The following is a 15,150-nucleotide window of genomic DNA, read 5'->3' as shown; positions in this document are numbered from 1 at the left end:
GTGTGGTGGCGGCGGCCAGGGTAGAACCCGTTGCAGTAATCCGGAAGGGGCGGTGACGAACCGTCAGCAGGCGGGTGAAGAGCCCTTCTGGCCCTTGAGGTCGCGGTTGTACAGCCACCCGGTCGCGTTCGTGCCGTCCACGCGCACGAACGTCCACTGGTTGCCGTAGGAGTTGACGATGTAGCACTCGTACCAGAGCTTGGTGCCGTCCTTGACCAGGCTGCCCTGCGCGCACTGCTGGTACGGAGCGGCCAGCAGGTGGTGGTCGCCGGAGATGTAGCCGTACGTGCCCGGCGTCGGGTTCTTGTGGGTCCAGCCGGCGCAGCCCGTCGGTACGGGGCCCGGTTTGGCCGGGGCGGACGAGGAGCCCTTCGGGGAGGGAGATGACGTGCCGGTCTTCTTGGAGGCGCTCGCGGACGGCTTCGCCGTGGGTCCGGAGCCGGAGGGCGACGGCGGCGGACTCTGCGCACCCGGCTGCCCGTCGGCGGCCGGGGAGCCGCCGGGCGCCGGGGTCGCGGCCACCGCCCGCGCCGGGTCGTCGCCGCTGCCGCCCGAGGTCACGGCGTAGGTGACGCCGCCGGCGGCGAGTACGGCCACGACCGCGACGGCCATCGCGGCGCGGCTGCGGCGCCGCGCCCGGTCCACGGCGGCCGAGCCGGAGCGGTCGGCCGTGAACGGCTGGCCGGGCGGGGGTCCCTGCGGGGGGAAGCCGGGCCCGGGGGTGGGGGCGTAGGGCTGCGGAAACGATCCTGCGCCGACGTCGAAACCGGCCGGGGGCGGGGGTCCGAAGCCGGGAACGGGCGCGGGAACGGACGGTGCGGTGGGGACCGCCGTAGTGGGCGCCGCCGCGGACGCCGGAGCCGCGCCGCCGCCCGCCGCCACCTGCTCCAGCATGGCGCGGGCCTGATCGGCGGTGGGCCGCTGCTCCGGCTCCTTCGCCATCAGCGCCCGCAGCACCGGGGTGAGCGGCCCCGCGCGCCGGGGTTCGGGCAGCGGCTCGCCGACGATCGCGGCCAGCGTGGACCACACCGAGGTGCGGCGGAACGGCGAGACGCCCTCCACCGCCGCGTACAGGGTCATCCCGAGCGACCAGATGTCGGAGGCCGGGCCGGGCTCCCTGCCCTGGGCGCGCTCCGGCGGCAGGTAGTCGAGCGAGCCGACCAGCTCACCGCTGCGGGTCAGCTTGGCCACGGCCTCGTCGCCGGAGGACTCCATGGTGGCGATGCCGAAGTCCGTGAGCACGACCCGGCCGCCGCGCTCCAGCAGGACGTTGCCCGGTTTCACGTCGCGGTGCAGGACGCCCGCGCGGTGCGCGGCGTCGAGTGCGTCCATCAGCTTGGCGCCGATCGCGGCGGCCTCGTACGGGTCGAGCGCGCCGTGCCGGGTCACCACCTCGTCGAGAGAGGGCCCGTCGACGAGTTCCATGACGATGACGGGCAGCCCCTGCTCGTGCGTCACGTCGTGCACGGTGACGACGCCGGCGTGCCGGATGCGGGCGGCCGCCTGCGCCTCGCGCTCCATCCGCGTGCGCAGGTCGGCCAGTTCGGCGTCACTGGAGTCGGTGTAGGCCCGCAGGACCTTGACGGCGACCTCGCGGGCGAGCAGTTCGTCGTGGGCCCGCGCGACCACGCCCATGCCGCCGCGGCCGACCACGGAGGTCACCCGGTAGCGTCCCCCGAGCACCTTTCCGATCAGGTCCCCGTCATTGGCTTCCCCCGCTTGGCCCGCTGGCACCACATTCTCCGTTCCACGACCGGTCGTCCGTCTCGACTCTCTGACGGGGCACAAGCGTAGATGCATGATCCGCGGGCCGGCCGGGCGGCCGCCGCAGCACGTCCTAGCCGTCCAGGCGGCACTGCCCGGTGCGCGGGCCGGTGACGGTGTTCCGCGCCTGGAGGAGGGTCGGCGCATTGTCCTCGCAGCGCAGCGGGCCGGTGACGCGGTTGGACCGGAAGGCGGGCGCGGGGTCCGCGGACGCGGTGCCCGGGCCGCTGTTGCCGGTGATCCGGACCGGTCCGGTGACCGTGTCGGCCGAGGCTTCGAGGCCGCCGGTGTTCGCGTCGAGGGTCAGCGGGCCCCGGACGGTGTTCCCGGCGCAGGCCGTCGCCTCGCGGTCGGAGCCGATGAGCACCGGACCGGTGGTCCCCGCCACGGAGACCGGGCCGGTGAGCGCGGACCCGCAGAGGGTGACCGCGGTGGCGCCCTGGGCCGACAGCGGTCCGGTGATCGTCGCGCCCGAGACGGCCAGGGCCCCGCCGGGGCGTACGGTCAGCGGGCCGCTCTGGCTGCCGCCCGCCGCGAGGCACAGGGCTTCGCCCGGGCCCACGGTCAGCGGGCCGGCGTGTGCGGTGGTGAGGCAGGGGCCGCTGAACCCGACGGTGACCTCGGTGGGCGCCGTCGTCGGGCCCGGGGTGAAGGCCGCGTCGCCGCCGTAGCGTGCGGTGATGGGGTGGGCGGAGGGCTGGAGGACGCCGGTACGGATGCTCGCGCGGCCGCCGTCGAGCGCGGCGGTGCCGATCGGGGTCGGCCCGTCGAAGAAGGTGACCTCCCCGCCGGGGGTTCCGACGTCCGTGCCGGCCGGGTCGACGGTCGCCGTGAGGGTGACCGGCCGTCCGAACAGCGGGGTGGCCGTATCGGCGGTCACCGTGACCGAGGTGCCGTAGCGGAAGGAGACGACCGCCTTGCCGTTGCCGTGGTTGACGCCCCCGGTGAGGGTGGCGCCGACGGCCGTCGGGGCCGCGAAGCCGCTGCCCCCGCCGCCGCCGGCCCCGTAGAGGTTGCCGGGCCTGCCGCCGCCGGAGCCGCCGCCGCCGGCGAAGTAGCCGCCGCCACCGCCTCCGCCTCCGTTGCCGCCGCCCCCGCCGTTGCCGCCGGAGCCGCCGCTCCCGGGGCTGGGCTGGCTGGTGTACTGGTCGATGTCGCTGCCCGCGGCGCCGGGGGCTCCGACCGCGGAGTTGCGGCTTCCGCCCGCCCCGTGCGCGGAGCGGGTTCCGCCGCCGCCCGCGAGGCCGGACCCCTCGGGGCCGCCGCCCTGGCCGCCGGGCTCCCCTTCGGGCCCGCCGCCGTCGCCGCCGTGCAGCAGCGGCCCGCCGTTGCCCGCGCCACCGCCGCCGCCCGCCACCAGGACCCGGTCGGCCGGGCCGAAGGCCCCCGTACGCAGGTCGCTGGCGCCGCCGCCGGACCCGCCGCCGCCGTGGGCGCCGCCACCGCCGGAGCCGTGACCGGTGCCGCCGGGCCGGGCGAACTCGCCGTGCCGGGAGGTGCCGGAGCTTCCGACGCCGCCGATGGTGATCTGGAGGGTCTGGCCCGCCGTGACGGCCAGGTCGGCGCGGGTCTCGCCGCCCAGTCCGCCGGGTGCACCGTCGTTCGGGGGGCTGGGGAGGACGAAGCCGGCCGCGCTGCCGCCCTCGGCACCGAGGAGGTCGACCGTCACCGCGGTCACCCCTGCGGGGACGGTGAAGGTGTCCGTGCCCACGGTGGTGTAGGTGCAGGTGGGCGACGCGGCGGTGAAGACGCCGCCCGCGCCGCAGGGGGTGGCGGCGGACGGCGCCGTCGGCTCGGCCGTCGCGGGCAGCGGGGCCATCGCGGCGGCCACCAGGCCGGCGGCTCCGGCCATCTTCAGAATCTTCGATCGGTACGTGCTCAAGTGGGTTCCAAACGACGGTACTCGGGAGACGGGACGTGCGGGGCCGCAGCCGGGACACGTCCGTGGCCCTGGCTGCGGCGACCGTGCTGCGGGTGGATCAGACGCCGTCGTCGGCGCACAGCGCCCAGGCGTCGGAGTAGGTGCTCGGGGAACTGACTCCCCCGGTGTGGGTCGTCGCGGACCAGTACGCGGCCGTGGTGGTCCCGTCCGCGACCGGGTTGCCGCCCGAGTCACTGGGGTAGCTGCCGTTCAAGTGGTCGCCCTGGGAGCCCGGCCCGGTGAAGTTCGTGGTCGTGACGCTGCCTCCGCTGATCGCGGCGCCGCCGCCGATCAGCTTCCCGTCGCCGCCCCCGCAGCCGACCGTCACGGTCTGGCCGGCGGTCGCGGCGGTGGGGCCGCTCACCTCGCTGTGGCGGACCTTCACGGTCGCGCCGCTGATGTTGATGCCGTTGCCGCTGCAGATGGCGTACGCGTACGTGGTGTTGTCGCTGTTGCCGCCGCCGCCGTTCCAGCCGACGGCGCTCCAGGAGTCGGGGTTGCCCTCACCGTCGGCCGCGGCCTTCTGGCCGTAGCCGTGGGCGGAGTTGTTGAAGGTCGGGAAACTGGCGATCGGCTTGAGGCTGCCGATGTCGGCCGGGGTGATCCGGGCCCCGCCGCCGAGCAGACGGGTGTTGGCCGGACAGGTCGCGGTGACGAGCCCGACGGTCGAGCCGGTGGTGGGGCCGGCCAGCTTGTTCATCACCACCTGGGTGTGGTTGATCAGGCTGCTGCCGAAGCACATGGCGTACGGGGTGCTGGAGAAGGAGGCGTTGACCGCGCCGCCGCTGCCGCCGATGCCGAGCCAGTGGGTGACGTCGGTGCCGACCACGCCCGTGGAGCCTAGGTACTCGGTGCTTCCGTCCGGGCTCGGCGACGTGCCGTTGATCTTGTTGCCGTTGGAGGAGGACCCGGTGCCGATGGCCTGGTTGATGCCACCGCCGGAGACCAGGCCGCTCGCGCACGCGGCGTCGGTGGAGATCTCGGAGAAGGCGGCGACCGGTCCGGCGGTGGCGCCGGGGGTCTTCACCGTCACGCCGACCGTGTTCGCGTAGGCGGTGCCGGGGACGGACAGGGCCAGCAGGGCGCCCACGATCAGCGCCTTGCCCACGACGGGACGCCGCAGGAGGAAATTGCGCACGGATGCTCCCTTTCGGAGAGGAGGTTCGGGCGGCCGGGGCCGCACGGGGGCAGCACCGTTCGCCGGACGGGGTCCGGTTCGGCGCTGCGGGGGGAGGGAGGAATTCTGATCGGGTGGTCGGCATGGCGGAGCGGCGGCATGGACCGGTGTCACATATCTGCGGCGGGGCGGGGCAGGCCAGGTCGTGGCTTGCCCGCCGCCCTGCAGCAGCGCGATGCACTTGCGGAATGTAGCAGTCAGATAAGTAGGCAAGTAAGGCCGGATCCTCGATTTTTCCTTGCACTTGCGGTACCGGCGAGTAGGCCGCTCGGGGGACTGCGACCGCCTGCTGTGGCGCGGCGGCGGGCCCCCGGCCGCTCGGGGCACCCGGCCGCTCGGGGGCCGGGGGCGGTTCGGGAGCGGGTCCGGTCAGACCCCGGGCGGCAGGAGGCCCGCGCCCGGCAGCCCGGGGCGGATCAGCACCTTGATGTGCCGCTCCGGGCGCCGCAGGGAGGCGAAGGCCTCGTCGAGCCCGCCGAACCCCGCCTCGCCGGTGACCAGCGCGGCCGCGTCGATACGGCCGTCGGCCAGCCGGTCGAGGGTGGCGCCGAACTCCCGCGGCGGGTAGGTCAGGCACATCCGTACGGTGACGTCCTTGTAGATGCCGACCACCGGGCGGATCACGTCGTCCGTCATCACCCCGCCGATCTGGAGGATCTCGGCGCCGCGCGGGACGGTGTGCAGCAACCGGTTCAGCATCCCGGGCAGGCCCACGCAGTTGACCACGACCGTCGGCCGCGGCCGGGGCCCGGCGAGCGCCGCGCAGTGCGCCACCGGATCCTCTCCCCCGGACGGGTCCACCACCGCGTGCGCGCCGAGCCGGGCCGCGGCCGCCCGCCGCAACGCCGAGGGGTCGCAGGCCACGACGGGGCCGGCCCCGCGCTCCAGCAGGGCCGCGACGGCGCCCAGCCCGACGGGTCCGCAGCCGACGACCACGGCGGGGGTGCCGGGCCCGGCCTCCGTACGGGCGATGTTCCCGAAGCCGACGGCCAGCGGCTCGGTGAGGGCGGCCAGGGCCAGGTCCAGGGAGTCCGGGACCGGCAGCAGGGCCTCCGCCTGGACGACGATCCGTTCGCCGAAGCCGCCGGGGAAGGCGTTGCTGTAGCCGACGGTACGGACGACCCCGCCGGCGTCGAGGGCCCAGGGCAGGGCGACCACTCCGGTGCCGGGTGCGGGACCGCGCGCGCCGGGGCCGTAGCCGAGGACCCGGCCGGAGAACTCGTGGCCCATGACCAGGGGGCGCGCCGGATCGAAGAGGAAGCCGGTGGTGCCGCTGTCCCGGGAGGCCCGGAGGAACTCGGCGGTGTGCGCGACCGCGCTGAGGTCGGAACCGCAGATCCCGCAGGCCTCGGTGGCGACCAGCGCCTGTCCGGGCCCGGGTACCGGGTCCGGCTGCTCGCCGACGGCGAAGCGGCCGGCCACCAGGGCCGCCGCCCTCAACACACCTCTCCCTTGCGGGCGATGGCCTGCTCGGTGGAGCGGCGCAGGGCTCCGGTGAAGCGCTCGCCGTTGCGGGCGGCCCAGTCGAGGCTGGCCCGGCGGGCGTCGGTGGTTCCGGTGAGCCGGGGCACGACCCGTTCGGCGAACAGCTCCAGGCTGTGCAGGGCGGCGGCCGGTTCGGCGAGGTCCAGCTGGAGGATCAGGAAGGTCCCGAACCCACCCGTCTTCCTTGCCAGTTGCCCGATCCGCTCGACGGCGTCCTCGGCGGTTCCGATCACGGCCCGGCCGAAGGCGGGCAGCCCCTCCTCGGTCCAGCGCCGGACGGCACCGGCCGCGGTGGCGCACCCCGGCAGCCGGACACCGCCCAGGGCCTCGATGTAGGCGACGAGGTCGAGCACACCGAACTCGGACTGTTTCAGGGCCTCTTCGCGGGTCTCGGCCAGGTGGACGGGGGTGACCAGCCGCCAGCTCCCCCGGTCGGCGGTGCGGCCCGCCTCGGCGCACGCCCGTTCGTGGGCGGCCCAGTTGGTGTCGAGCGTGGCGAATCCGGCCGGGTCGGCGGCGGCGAGCGAGAGCACCCCGGCCCCGTGGCGTCCCGCGAGGACGGCGCCGGTCGGGGAGACGGCGGAGGCCACGGCCACCTCCATCTCCCTGCCCCGGTAGGGCCCGAGTTGCAGCCGGGCCTCGTCCAGGGTGAACCAGTCGGTGGCGGCCGTGACGGTCTCCCCGCGCAGCAGGCGGACGATGACCTCCAGGGAATCGGCCATCATCGTGCGGGAGTCCATCGGGTCGACACCCATCATGAAGGCGTCGGAGGCCAGCTGGCCGGGGCCGACGCCCAGCATGGCGCGCCCCCGGGACTGCTGGTCGAGCTGGCAGATCCGGTCGGCGAGGACCAGCGGCTGGTGGTACGGGAGGGAGTTGACCCCCGTACCGAGCCTGATCCGCCCGGTGCGTTCGGCGGCGGCCGCCAGGAAGAGTTCCGGCGAGGCGATGATCTCGTACCCGGCGGAGTGGTGCTCCCCGGCCCACACCTCCTCGTACCCGAGCCGGTCGAGCTCGGTCACCAGCTCCAGATCGCGGCGCAGCTGGAGGGCGGGGTCGCGATCGGGCCGGTGGTAGGGGGCGAGGAACACCCCGAAGGCGGACGGGAGGTACGGCTGGGGCATGCGCGGGTGTCCCTTCGGAGGGTGCGGGCGTTCGGACGGTGGGTGGCCGCCGTCCGACGAAACACCGCCCGGGCCGCACCTTCAACGACGGCGGCCCGGTCCTCCCGCTGAGTGGGACGTCCGGGCCGTCCGGGCCGCCCGCCCGCCGCGCCCTTCCGGGATCCGCGCTTCCCGGGCCGTCGGTTCAGGGCGCCACAGCCTCAGGGCCACAGCCTCAGGGCCGCCGGCTCAGGGCGCCGATCATGGCGGCGGCCGTCGCCGCCATCGCCGTCCGTGCCGCGGTGAGGTAGGGGCGCGGGTCCGCGGGGGTGAGGTGGGCGCGGATGGCCCCGGTCATGGCCACGTTGAGGGCGGTGCCGATGTTGACCTTGCGGATCCCCCCGGCGACGGCGGCCGCGAGCTCCGCGTCGGGGAGGCCGGAGGAGCCGTGCAGCACGAGCGGGACGTCCACCGTCTTGGCGAGCCGCGCCAGCAGCGCGTGGTCCAGGGCCGCGGTCCGGCTGGTCATGGCATGGCTGCTGCCGATGGCCACGGCCAGGGCGTCCACCCCCGAGTCGGCGACGAACCGGCGCGCCTCGTCCGGGTCGGTACGGGCGCCCGGCGCGTGGGGGTCCAGGGGGGCGGCGCCGTCCTTGCCGCCGACCTCGCCCAGCTCGGCCTCGATCCAGAGGCCGTTGGCGTGGGCCCAGTCGGCGGCGGAGCGGGTGGCCTCCAGGTTCTCGGCGTAGGGCAGGTGCGCGGCGTCGTACATCACCGATCCGAAGCCGGCGTCCACGGCCCGCCGCAGCAGGTCGGGGCTCTTGACGTGGTCCAGGTGGAGCCCGACGGGCACCCCGGCGGCCTCGGCGCAGGCGGCGGCGGCACGGGCGATGGGCAGCAGGGCTCCGCCGCGGAACTTCACGGCGTTCTCGCTGAGTTGCAGGATGACGGGCAGACCGGCGCGCTCGGCCCCCTCGACCACGGCCTCGACGTGCTCCAGGGTGATGATGTTGAAGGCGGCGACGGCACCTCCGGCCACGGCCGCTCCGGCGACGAGGTCTCCGGCGGGGGCGAGGGTCATCGGACCGCCCCCTCTCCGGTGGCGGTGAGGATGACCGAGCGGGTGAGGTTGCGGGGTGCGTCCGGGTCCAGCTGCCGGTGGGCGGCCACGGCGACGGCCAGCCGGTGGACGCGCACCAGTTCGGCGAGCGGGTCGAGCGTGCCGTCGATCCACGCGGCGCCGGTGCCGAGGACCTGCTCGGCGATCCCGTCGGGGGTCCCGCCCAGCGACCAGGTCACCGAGCCGGGCCCGGTGACGCTGACCGGGCCGTGCCGGTACTCCATCGCCGGGTAGGCCTCCGCCCAGGACAGGGAGGCCTCGCGCATCTTGAGGGCGGCCTCGTTGGCCAGTCCCACGCCCCAGCCCCGGCCGAGGAAGGTGAACTGGCCCCGGTCCTCCAGGCCGGCGGGCAGCGGTTCGGCGAGCGCGACGCGGGCGTCGGCGACCACGGCCGGGGTGTGCGCGCCGACGTGGGCGCGCAGCAGCGTGAGGGCGGTGGTGGCGAACCGGGTCTGGACCACGGAGCGTTCGTCGGCGAAGTCAAGCACGACGAGGTCGTGCGCCAGGGTGGTCACCGGTGTGTCGGGGTCGCCGATGACGGCGGTGGTCACGACCCCGGCCTCCCGCAGGCCGGCCAGCAGGTCGAGGACCTCGGTGGTGGTCCCGGACCGGGTGAGCGCCACGACCCGGTCGTAGCGGCGGTGGTGGGGGAACTCCGAGGCGGGGAAGGCGTCGGTCTCGCCCTGTCCGGCCTCCTCGCGCAGGGCGGCGGCGGCCTGGGCCATGAAGTACGAGGTGCCGCACCCGACGATCGCGGTACGCTCCCCCGGCTTCGGCAGCACCGCCCGGTGGGCCGGGGCCAGTTCGGCGGCCCGTTCCCAGCTTTCGGGCTGCGTGGCCAACTCGTACGCGACGTGACTCATGCGGGCTCCCTGCGCGTTGGGTGCGTTTTCCTGCAAGGTAGCGGGCTGTTTCGCGCAACTTCAAGCATCTACGGGGTGGCGGCCTGGGTTAATCTCGATGGCGGGCCGGGAGCGAGGCTCGGGGAGCACACGGGAGGGGCGCCATGACCCGCAAGGAACGCTGGCAGACGCTGCTGGATCTGCTGGTGGAGCGGGGCGGGCTGGAGGTGGAGCCGGCCGCCGAGGCCCTCGGCGTGTCCGCCGCGACGATCCGCCGCGACCTCGACCAGCTCGCCGAGCAGCAGCTGCTGGTCCGCACGCGCGGCGGGGCCGTCCCGCACGGGGTCTCGTACGAACTGCCCCTGCGCTACCGCACGTCCCGGCGGGCCGCGGAGAAGCTCCGGATCAGCGAGGCGGTGGCGGCGCTGATCGCTCCGGGCGAGGTCGTCGGCCTCACGGGCGGCACCACGACCACGGAGGTGGCCCGCGCCCTGGCGGCCCGCGCGGACCTGGCCGCGGGCTCGCCCGCGCTGACGGTGGTGACCAACGCCCTGAACATCGCGGGCGAGCTGGTGATCCGCCCGCAGTTCAAGATCGTCCTGACGGGTGGGGTGGCCCGCCCCCAGTCCTACGAACTGACGGGCCCGCTGGCGCAGCAGGTCCTCGGCCAGCTCACGATGGACACGGCCGTCCTCGGGGTGGACGCCTTCGACCCGGCGGACGGAGCGGCGACCCGGCACGAGGACGAGGCGGCGATGAACCGCCTCCTGTGCGAACGCGCCCGCAGGGTCGTCATCGCCGCCGACTCCAGCAAACTCGGCGTCCGCGCCTTCGCCCGCATCTGCGCCACCTCGGAGGTGGACGTCCTGGTGACGGACACGGGCCTCCCCCCGGAAGTCGCCCAGGGCTTCACGGCGGCGGGGGTGGAGGTGGTCCGGGTGTGAGGGGCGGGGGCGGGGGGTGGGGGACTCCGGCCGGCCGGGAGTGCGACATGGTCGGGGTCGGGGGGTGGCGGGGCACCGGCCCGGTCGGGCTCTCGGAGGGCCTGGGGGCTTCCCGCCAGTCCACTGTCCTTCCGTGCCGTGCCGGCCTGTCAAGGGCGCTCCCTTCGGTCGCGTCGCTTCGCGATGGCCTTCGGCCACCCTTGACAGCCCGACCCGTCCCGGAATGCCAAAGACTGCCGGGAAGCCCCCAGAGGAATGGTCAGGGGGACGAGAGACAGGAACGGCCCCGTCAGAGAAGCGACGACCTGCCTGCGCCTCGGCACGCCCGGGAGACGGGCCCATCAGCCACCCCTTCAGCGCCGGGGGCCGGCCCAACCCGCACGAAACGGCGACCAGACCGTTCCCCGAGCCCCGGGCGCATCGGATCGCTACGCGCTTCTCCCGGCATGGCGTCCCCCAGCCGTCTGGGGCTGGACACAAGCCGCCAGATCGCCCTTTCCCGCCGCGTCGACGGGCGCCTGACCGCCGCCAGCGGGGCGGGCAAGGACCTTGTAGGAGTCCGACGACACCTTCTTCGTCCTCTCGCTCCCACAAGCAGCCATCCGACGTCTGCACGGCCCCCCGATCGGGACGAATTGCCCGCAACCGCCTGACTGGCAAAAGCGGGTGGCCTTGGGCGGCTTGTGCCCAACCCCAGACAGCCGCCGGACGCCATGCCGGGAGGAGCGCGTAGCGATCTGGTGCGGGTGGGGCCTCGGGGGGTGCCCGGCGTCGGACCGATCGCCGATTCGGGGATGGAGCGGGACGCCTCGGCGCTTCTCCGACGGGGCCGTTCCTGTGTCTCGTCCCCCTGACCGTTCCTCTGGGGGCTTCCCGGCAGTCTTTGGCATTCCGGGACGGGTCGGTCTGTCAAGGGTGGCCGAAGGCCATCGCGAAGCGACGCGACCGAAGGGAGCGCCCTTGACAGGCCGGCACGGCACGGAAGGACAGTGGACTGGCGGGAAGCCCCCAGACCCTCCGGGAGCCCGACCGACCAGAGTCCCGCGACCCCCCGACCCCGACCCCCTCAGTGCGCCGGAACCCGTTCCGCCTCGCGGGACAGGGCCGCCAGGACCGGGGCGATCAGGGGGTGGGACTCGGCGCCGCGGCGGGTGGCGGCGAAGACGCGGCGGGTGGCGGCCGGGCCTATCACCGGGCGGACGCGGACCTCCTTGAGGTCCATGCCGCGCAGCGCCGAACGCGGCACCAGGGCCACCCCGGCCCCCGCGCCCACCAGGGCCGTCACGGCCCGGAAGTCGTCGGAGGAGTGCGCGAAGCGGGGCTGGAAGCCCGCCAGTTCGCAGGCGAGCAGGGTCACGTCGTGACAGGGGTTGCCCGGGTACTGGCCCACCCAGTCCGCGTCGGAGAGGTCCGCCAGCGCCACGGCGGGCAGGTCGGCGAGCGGGTGCCCCGAGGGCAGGACCGCGTCGAAGGGTTCCGCGTAGAGCGGGAGCACCGACAGGCGGGCGTCGTCGGCGCCCGGACCGCCGCGGTACTCGACGGCCAGGGCCACGTCGGCCTCCCCGTCGAGCAGCATCGGCAGGCTCTGGTCGCCCTCCGCGTCCCGGACCCGCAGGCGGATCCCCGGGTGTTCCAGCGCCAGCCGGGAGATCGCGGGGGCCAGGACCTCGGCGATGCCGGTCGCGAAGGCGGCGACCGTGACCTCGCCCGCCGATCCGCCCGCGTAGGCGGCGAGTTCGGCTTCGGCGCGCTCCAACTGGGCCAGGACCTCGTGGGTGTGGCCCAGCAGGATCTCCCCGGCCGCGGTGAGCCGTACGCCCCGTCCGCTGCGGGTCAGCAGCGCGTGGCCGGTCTCCTGCTCCAGCGCGGCGAGCTGCTGGGACACGGCGGAAGGGGTGAGGTACAGGGCTGCGGCCGCGGCGGTCACCGTACGGTGGTCCGCCACGGCCCGCAGGATGCGCAGCCGGCGGGGGTCGATCACCCCTCCATTGTCTCAGCCGGCGGACGTGCCGAGCGCCGTGCGGGCGTCGACGAACGCGGCCACCGCGCGCTCCACGTCGGCCGTGGAGTGGGCCGCGGAGAGCTGGACGCGGATGCGGGCGGCGCCCATCGGCACGACCGGGTAGGAGAAGCCGATCACGTACACGCCGCGCTCCAGCAGCAGCTCGGCCATCTTCGCGGCCTCGGCGGCGTCGCCGATCATGACGGGGGCGATGGCGTGGTCGCCGGGCAGGACCTCGAAGCCCGCCTCGGTCATCTTCGCGCGGAAGAGCGCGGTGTTGGCCGCGAGCCGCTCGCGCAGGTCGCCGGCGGACTCCAGCAGGTCGAGGACCTTGAGGGAGGCGGCCGCGATGACCGGGGCGAGGGAGTTGGAGAAGAGGTACGGGCGCGAGCGCTGGCGCAGCAGCTCGACGATCTCGGCGCGGGCCGCGACGTAGCCGCCGGAGGCGCCGCCCAGGGCCTTGCCGAGGGTGCCGGTGATGATGTCGACGCGGTCCATGACCCCGTGCAGTTCGGGGGTGCCGCGGCCGCCGGGGCCGACGAAGCCGACGGCGTGCGAGTCGTCGACCATGACCATGGCGTCGTAGCGGTCGGCGAGGTCGCAGATCTCGGCGAGGGGGGCGACGTAGCCGTCCATGGAGAACACGCCGTCGGTGACGATCAGGCGGCGGCGGGCGTCCTGCGCGTCCTTGAGCCGGGCTTCCAGCTCGGCGAGGTCGCGGTTCGCGTAGCGGTAGCGGCGGGCCTTGGAGAGGCGGATGCCGTCGATGATCGAGGCGTGGTTGAGGGCGTCGGAGATCACCGCGTCCTCGGCGCCGAGCAGGGTCTCGAAGACGCCGCCGTTGGCGTCGAAGCAGGAGGAGTAGAGGATCGTGTCCTCCTGGCCGAGGAAGGACGAGAGCCGCGCCTCCAGCTCCTTGTGCACTTCCTGCGTGCCGCAGATGAAGCGGACGGAGGCCATGCCGTAGCCCCAGCGGTCCAGGGCGTCCTTCGCGGCGGCGACGACCTCGGGGTGGTCGGCCAGCCCGAGGTAGTTGTTGGCGCAGAAGTTGAGGACCTCGCCGGGGGCGCCGCCCGCGGTGACGGCGACGGCGGCGTTCTGCGGGGTGCCGATGACGCGCTCGGGCTTGTGCAGGCCCGCGGCGCGGATCTCGTCGAGGGTGGTGCGGAGGTCTTCGCGGACGGACTCGAACATGTCTTCGGTGTCTCCTTGTGCGGCGGCGCCGTCCGGCGGGAGCGGAGGCGGGGCGGGCGGACGAGGGGGGCCGGGCCCCGCGGAGGGGGGAGGGTGTGCGGGGCCCGGCGTAGGGAAATGGTCTTGTGGCGGCCCGAACCGACCGGGACGGATCGCCCCGCCCGGCGGGCCGGTGGCCCTGGTGAACGAACGGCCCGACCGGTCCGGTGAACCGTGGCCCGTGGCCCGTGGCCCGGTGGCCCGGTGGCCCGAGGAGCCGGTGACCGTCTGACTCGGTGAGCCAGTGGCCCCAGGGCCCGGAAGCCCGGTGACCGTCTGACTCGGTGAGCCAGTGGCCGGACGGCCCGGTGGGCCCGGTGGCCGATGGGCCCGGTGGCCGGTGAGCCCGTGGCCGAGTGGCCCCTTGGCGCCGGGAGCCGGAGGCCCTGCGGCCCGGAGGCCCCGCGCCCCGCGGCCGGGCGGCGGTTCGGAGCGGGGTGGCGGGGCCGGCCGGGGGTGTGACCCCGCCCGGTAGCCGTCCGCGCACCCGCACACCGCACCCGCGGGATCAGGCCGTCCAGTCCAGGATGATCTTCCCGCTCCGGGCGGTCGACGCCTCGTCGAAGGCCGCCTCGAAGTCGCGGTGCGAGTAGCGGCCGGTGATGACCGGGGACAGGTCGAGCCCGCCCTCCAGCAGCACGGTCATCGCGTACCAGGTCTCGAACATCTCGCGGCCGTAGATCCCCTTGATGGTGATCATCGAGGTGACGACCTTGGCCCAGTCCACCGGGAACTCCTGGGCCGGCAGGCCGAGCATGGCGATCCGGCCGCCGTGCGTCATGTTGTCGATCATGTCGCGCATGGCCTCGGCGCGGCCGGACATCTCCAGGCCGACGTCGAAGCCCTCGCGCAGGCCCAGCCGTGCCTGCGCGTCGGCGATGGAGGTCTCGGCGACGTTGACCGCGAGCGTGGCACCGGCCTTGCGGGCGATCTCCAGCCGCTCGGGGCTGACGTCGGTGATCACCACGTTGCGCGCTCCGGCGTGCTTCGCCACGGCCGCCGCCATGATCCCGATCGGGCCGGCGCCGGTGATCAGGACGTCCTCGCCGACGAGCGGGAAGGACAGCGCGGTGTGCACGGCGTTGCCGAACGGGTCGAAGATGGCCGCCACGTCCAGGTTCACGGCGGTGCGGTGCACCCACACGTTCTGCGCGGGCAGCACCACGTACTCGGCGAAGGCCCCGTCGCGTCCGACGCCCAGCCCGATGGTGCTGCGGCACAGGTGGCGGCGGCCGGCCAGGCAGTTGCGGCACTTGCCGCAGACCAGGTGGCCCTCGCCGCTGACCAGGGCGCCGATCTCGATGTCGCGGACGTCCGCGCCGAGCGCGGCGACCTCCCCGACGAACTCGTGGCCGAGGACCAGGGGAGTCTTGACGGCCCCCTGCGCCCAGCCGTCCCAGGCGCGGATGTGCAGGTCGGTCCCGCAGATGCCGGTGCGCAGCACCTTGATCAGCACGTCGCCCGGGCCGTACTCCGGCTCGGGGACGTCCATGAGCCACAGTCCGGGCTCGGCCTTGTGCTTGACGAGTGCCTTCATGCGGGTGGCTCCAGGGGCATTG

At 74.8% G+C, this 15,150-nt stretch carries 11 protein-coding genes; 1 reads left to right on the top strand and 10 read right to left on the bottom strand.

Translation table 11 applies throughout. The features are described from left to right. Nucleotides 1-63: 63 nt before the first annotated feature. The 7 genes from SLAV_RS32670 to SLAV_RS32635 form a co-directional block, all read right to left on the bottom strand. Nucleotides 64-1,737, bottom strand: a complete 1,674-nt coding sequence (locus tag SLAV_RS32670; protein ID WP_030231628.1) for a serine/threonine-protein kinase — start codon at nt 1,735-1,737, stop codon at nt 64-66. A 100-nt stretch (nt 1,738-1,837) separates the two neighbouring features. Next, nucleotides 1,838-3,646, bottom strand: coding sequence for an Ig-like domain-containing protein (locus tag SLAV_RS43250; protein WP_158740703.1), 1,809 nt, complete (start codon nt 3,644-3,646; stop codon nt 1,838-1,840). Between the two features lie 97 nt (nt 3,647-3,743). Then, nucleotides 3,744-4,823: a hypothetical protein gene (locus tag SLAV_RS32660; RefSeq protein WP_030231633.1), complete on the bottom strand. Its 1,080-nt coding sequence runs from the start codon at nt 4,821-4,823 to the stop codon at nt 3,744-3,746. Nucleotides 4,824-5,231: 408 nt separating this feature from the next. Further along, complete coding sequence (locus SLAV_RS41190; RefSeq protein WP_030231636.1) at nt 5,232-6,302, bottom strand: zinc-binding dehydrogenase; 1,071 nt, start codon at nt 6,300-6,302, stop codon at nt 5,232-5,234. Continuing rightward, nucleotides 6,299-7,471: an LLM class flavin-dependent oxidoreductase gene (locus SLAV_RS32645; RefSeq protein ID WP_037687531.1), complete on the bottom strand. Its 1,173-nt coding sequence runs from the start codon at nt 7,469-7,471 to the stop codon at nt 6,299-6,301. Before SLAV_RS32645 ends, SLAV_RS41190 begins: the two co-directional genes overlap by 4 nt. A gap of 214 nt (nt 7,472-7,685) precedes the next feature. Then, nucleotides 7,686-8,531, bottom strand: a complete 846-nt coding sequence (locus SLAV_RS32640) for a class II fructose-bisphosphate aldolase (protein WP_030231641.1) — start codon at nt 8,529-8,531, stop codon at nt 7,686-7,688. Next, nucleotides 8,528-9,433, bottom strand: coding sequence for an SIS domain-containing protein (locus SLAV_RS32635; RefSeq protein WP_030231643.1), 906 nt, complete (start codon nt 9,431-9,433; stop codon nt 8,528-8,530). The genes SLAV_RS32640 and SLAV_RS32635 overlap by 4 nt, the downstream gene beginning before the upstream one ends. Before the next feature lie 143 nt (nt 9,434-9,576). Here SLAV_RS32635 and SLAV_RS32630 point away from each other — a divergent pair, with 143 nt between their 5' ends. After that, nucleotides 9,577-10,356, top strand: coding sequence for a DeoR/GlpR family DNA-binding transcription regulator (locus SLAV_RS32630; RefSeq protein ID WP_030231646.1), 780 nt, complete (start codon nt 9,577-9,579; stop codon nt 10,354-10,356). A 1,066-nt stretch (nt 10,357-11,422) separates the two neighbouring features. Here the strand turns inward: SLAV_RS32630 and SLAV_RS32625 are convergent. From SLAV_RS32625 to tdh, 3 genes are all read right to left on the bottom strand, one after another. Beyond that, entirely contained in the window at nt 11,423-12,337 is a 915-nt protein-coding gene (locus SLAV_RS32625) for a LysR family transcriptional regulator (protein ID WP_030233024.1), read from the bottom strand. A gap of 12 nt (nt 12,338-12,349) precedes the next feature. Further along, nucleotides 12,350-13,552: a glycine C-acetyltransferase gene (locus tag SLAV_RS32620; RefSeq protein WP_030233022.1), complete on the bottom strand. Its 1,203-nt coding sequence runs from the start codon at nt 13,550-13,552 to the stop codon at nt 12,350-12,352. Between the two features lie 547 nt (nt 13,553-14,099). Further along, on the bottom strand, nt 14,100-15,128 hold the full coding sequence (gene tdh, locus SLAV_RS32615; RefSeq protein WP_030233019.1) for an L-threonine 3-dehydrogenase: 1,029 nt from the start codon (nt 15,126-15,128) through the stop codon (nt 14,100-14,102). Nucleotides 15,129-15,150 lie beyond the last annotated feature (22 nt).

The sequence above is a fragment of the Streptomyces lavendulae subsp. lavendulae genome (assembly GCF_002803845.1).
Classification (GTDB): Bacteria; Actinomycetota; Actinomycetes; order Streptomycetales; family Streptomycetaceae; genus Streptomyces; species Streptomyces lavendulae.
This window is presented reverse-complemented; position numbering and strand designations above follow the sequence as displayed.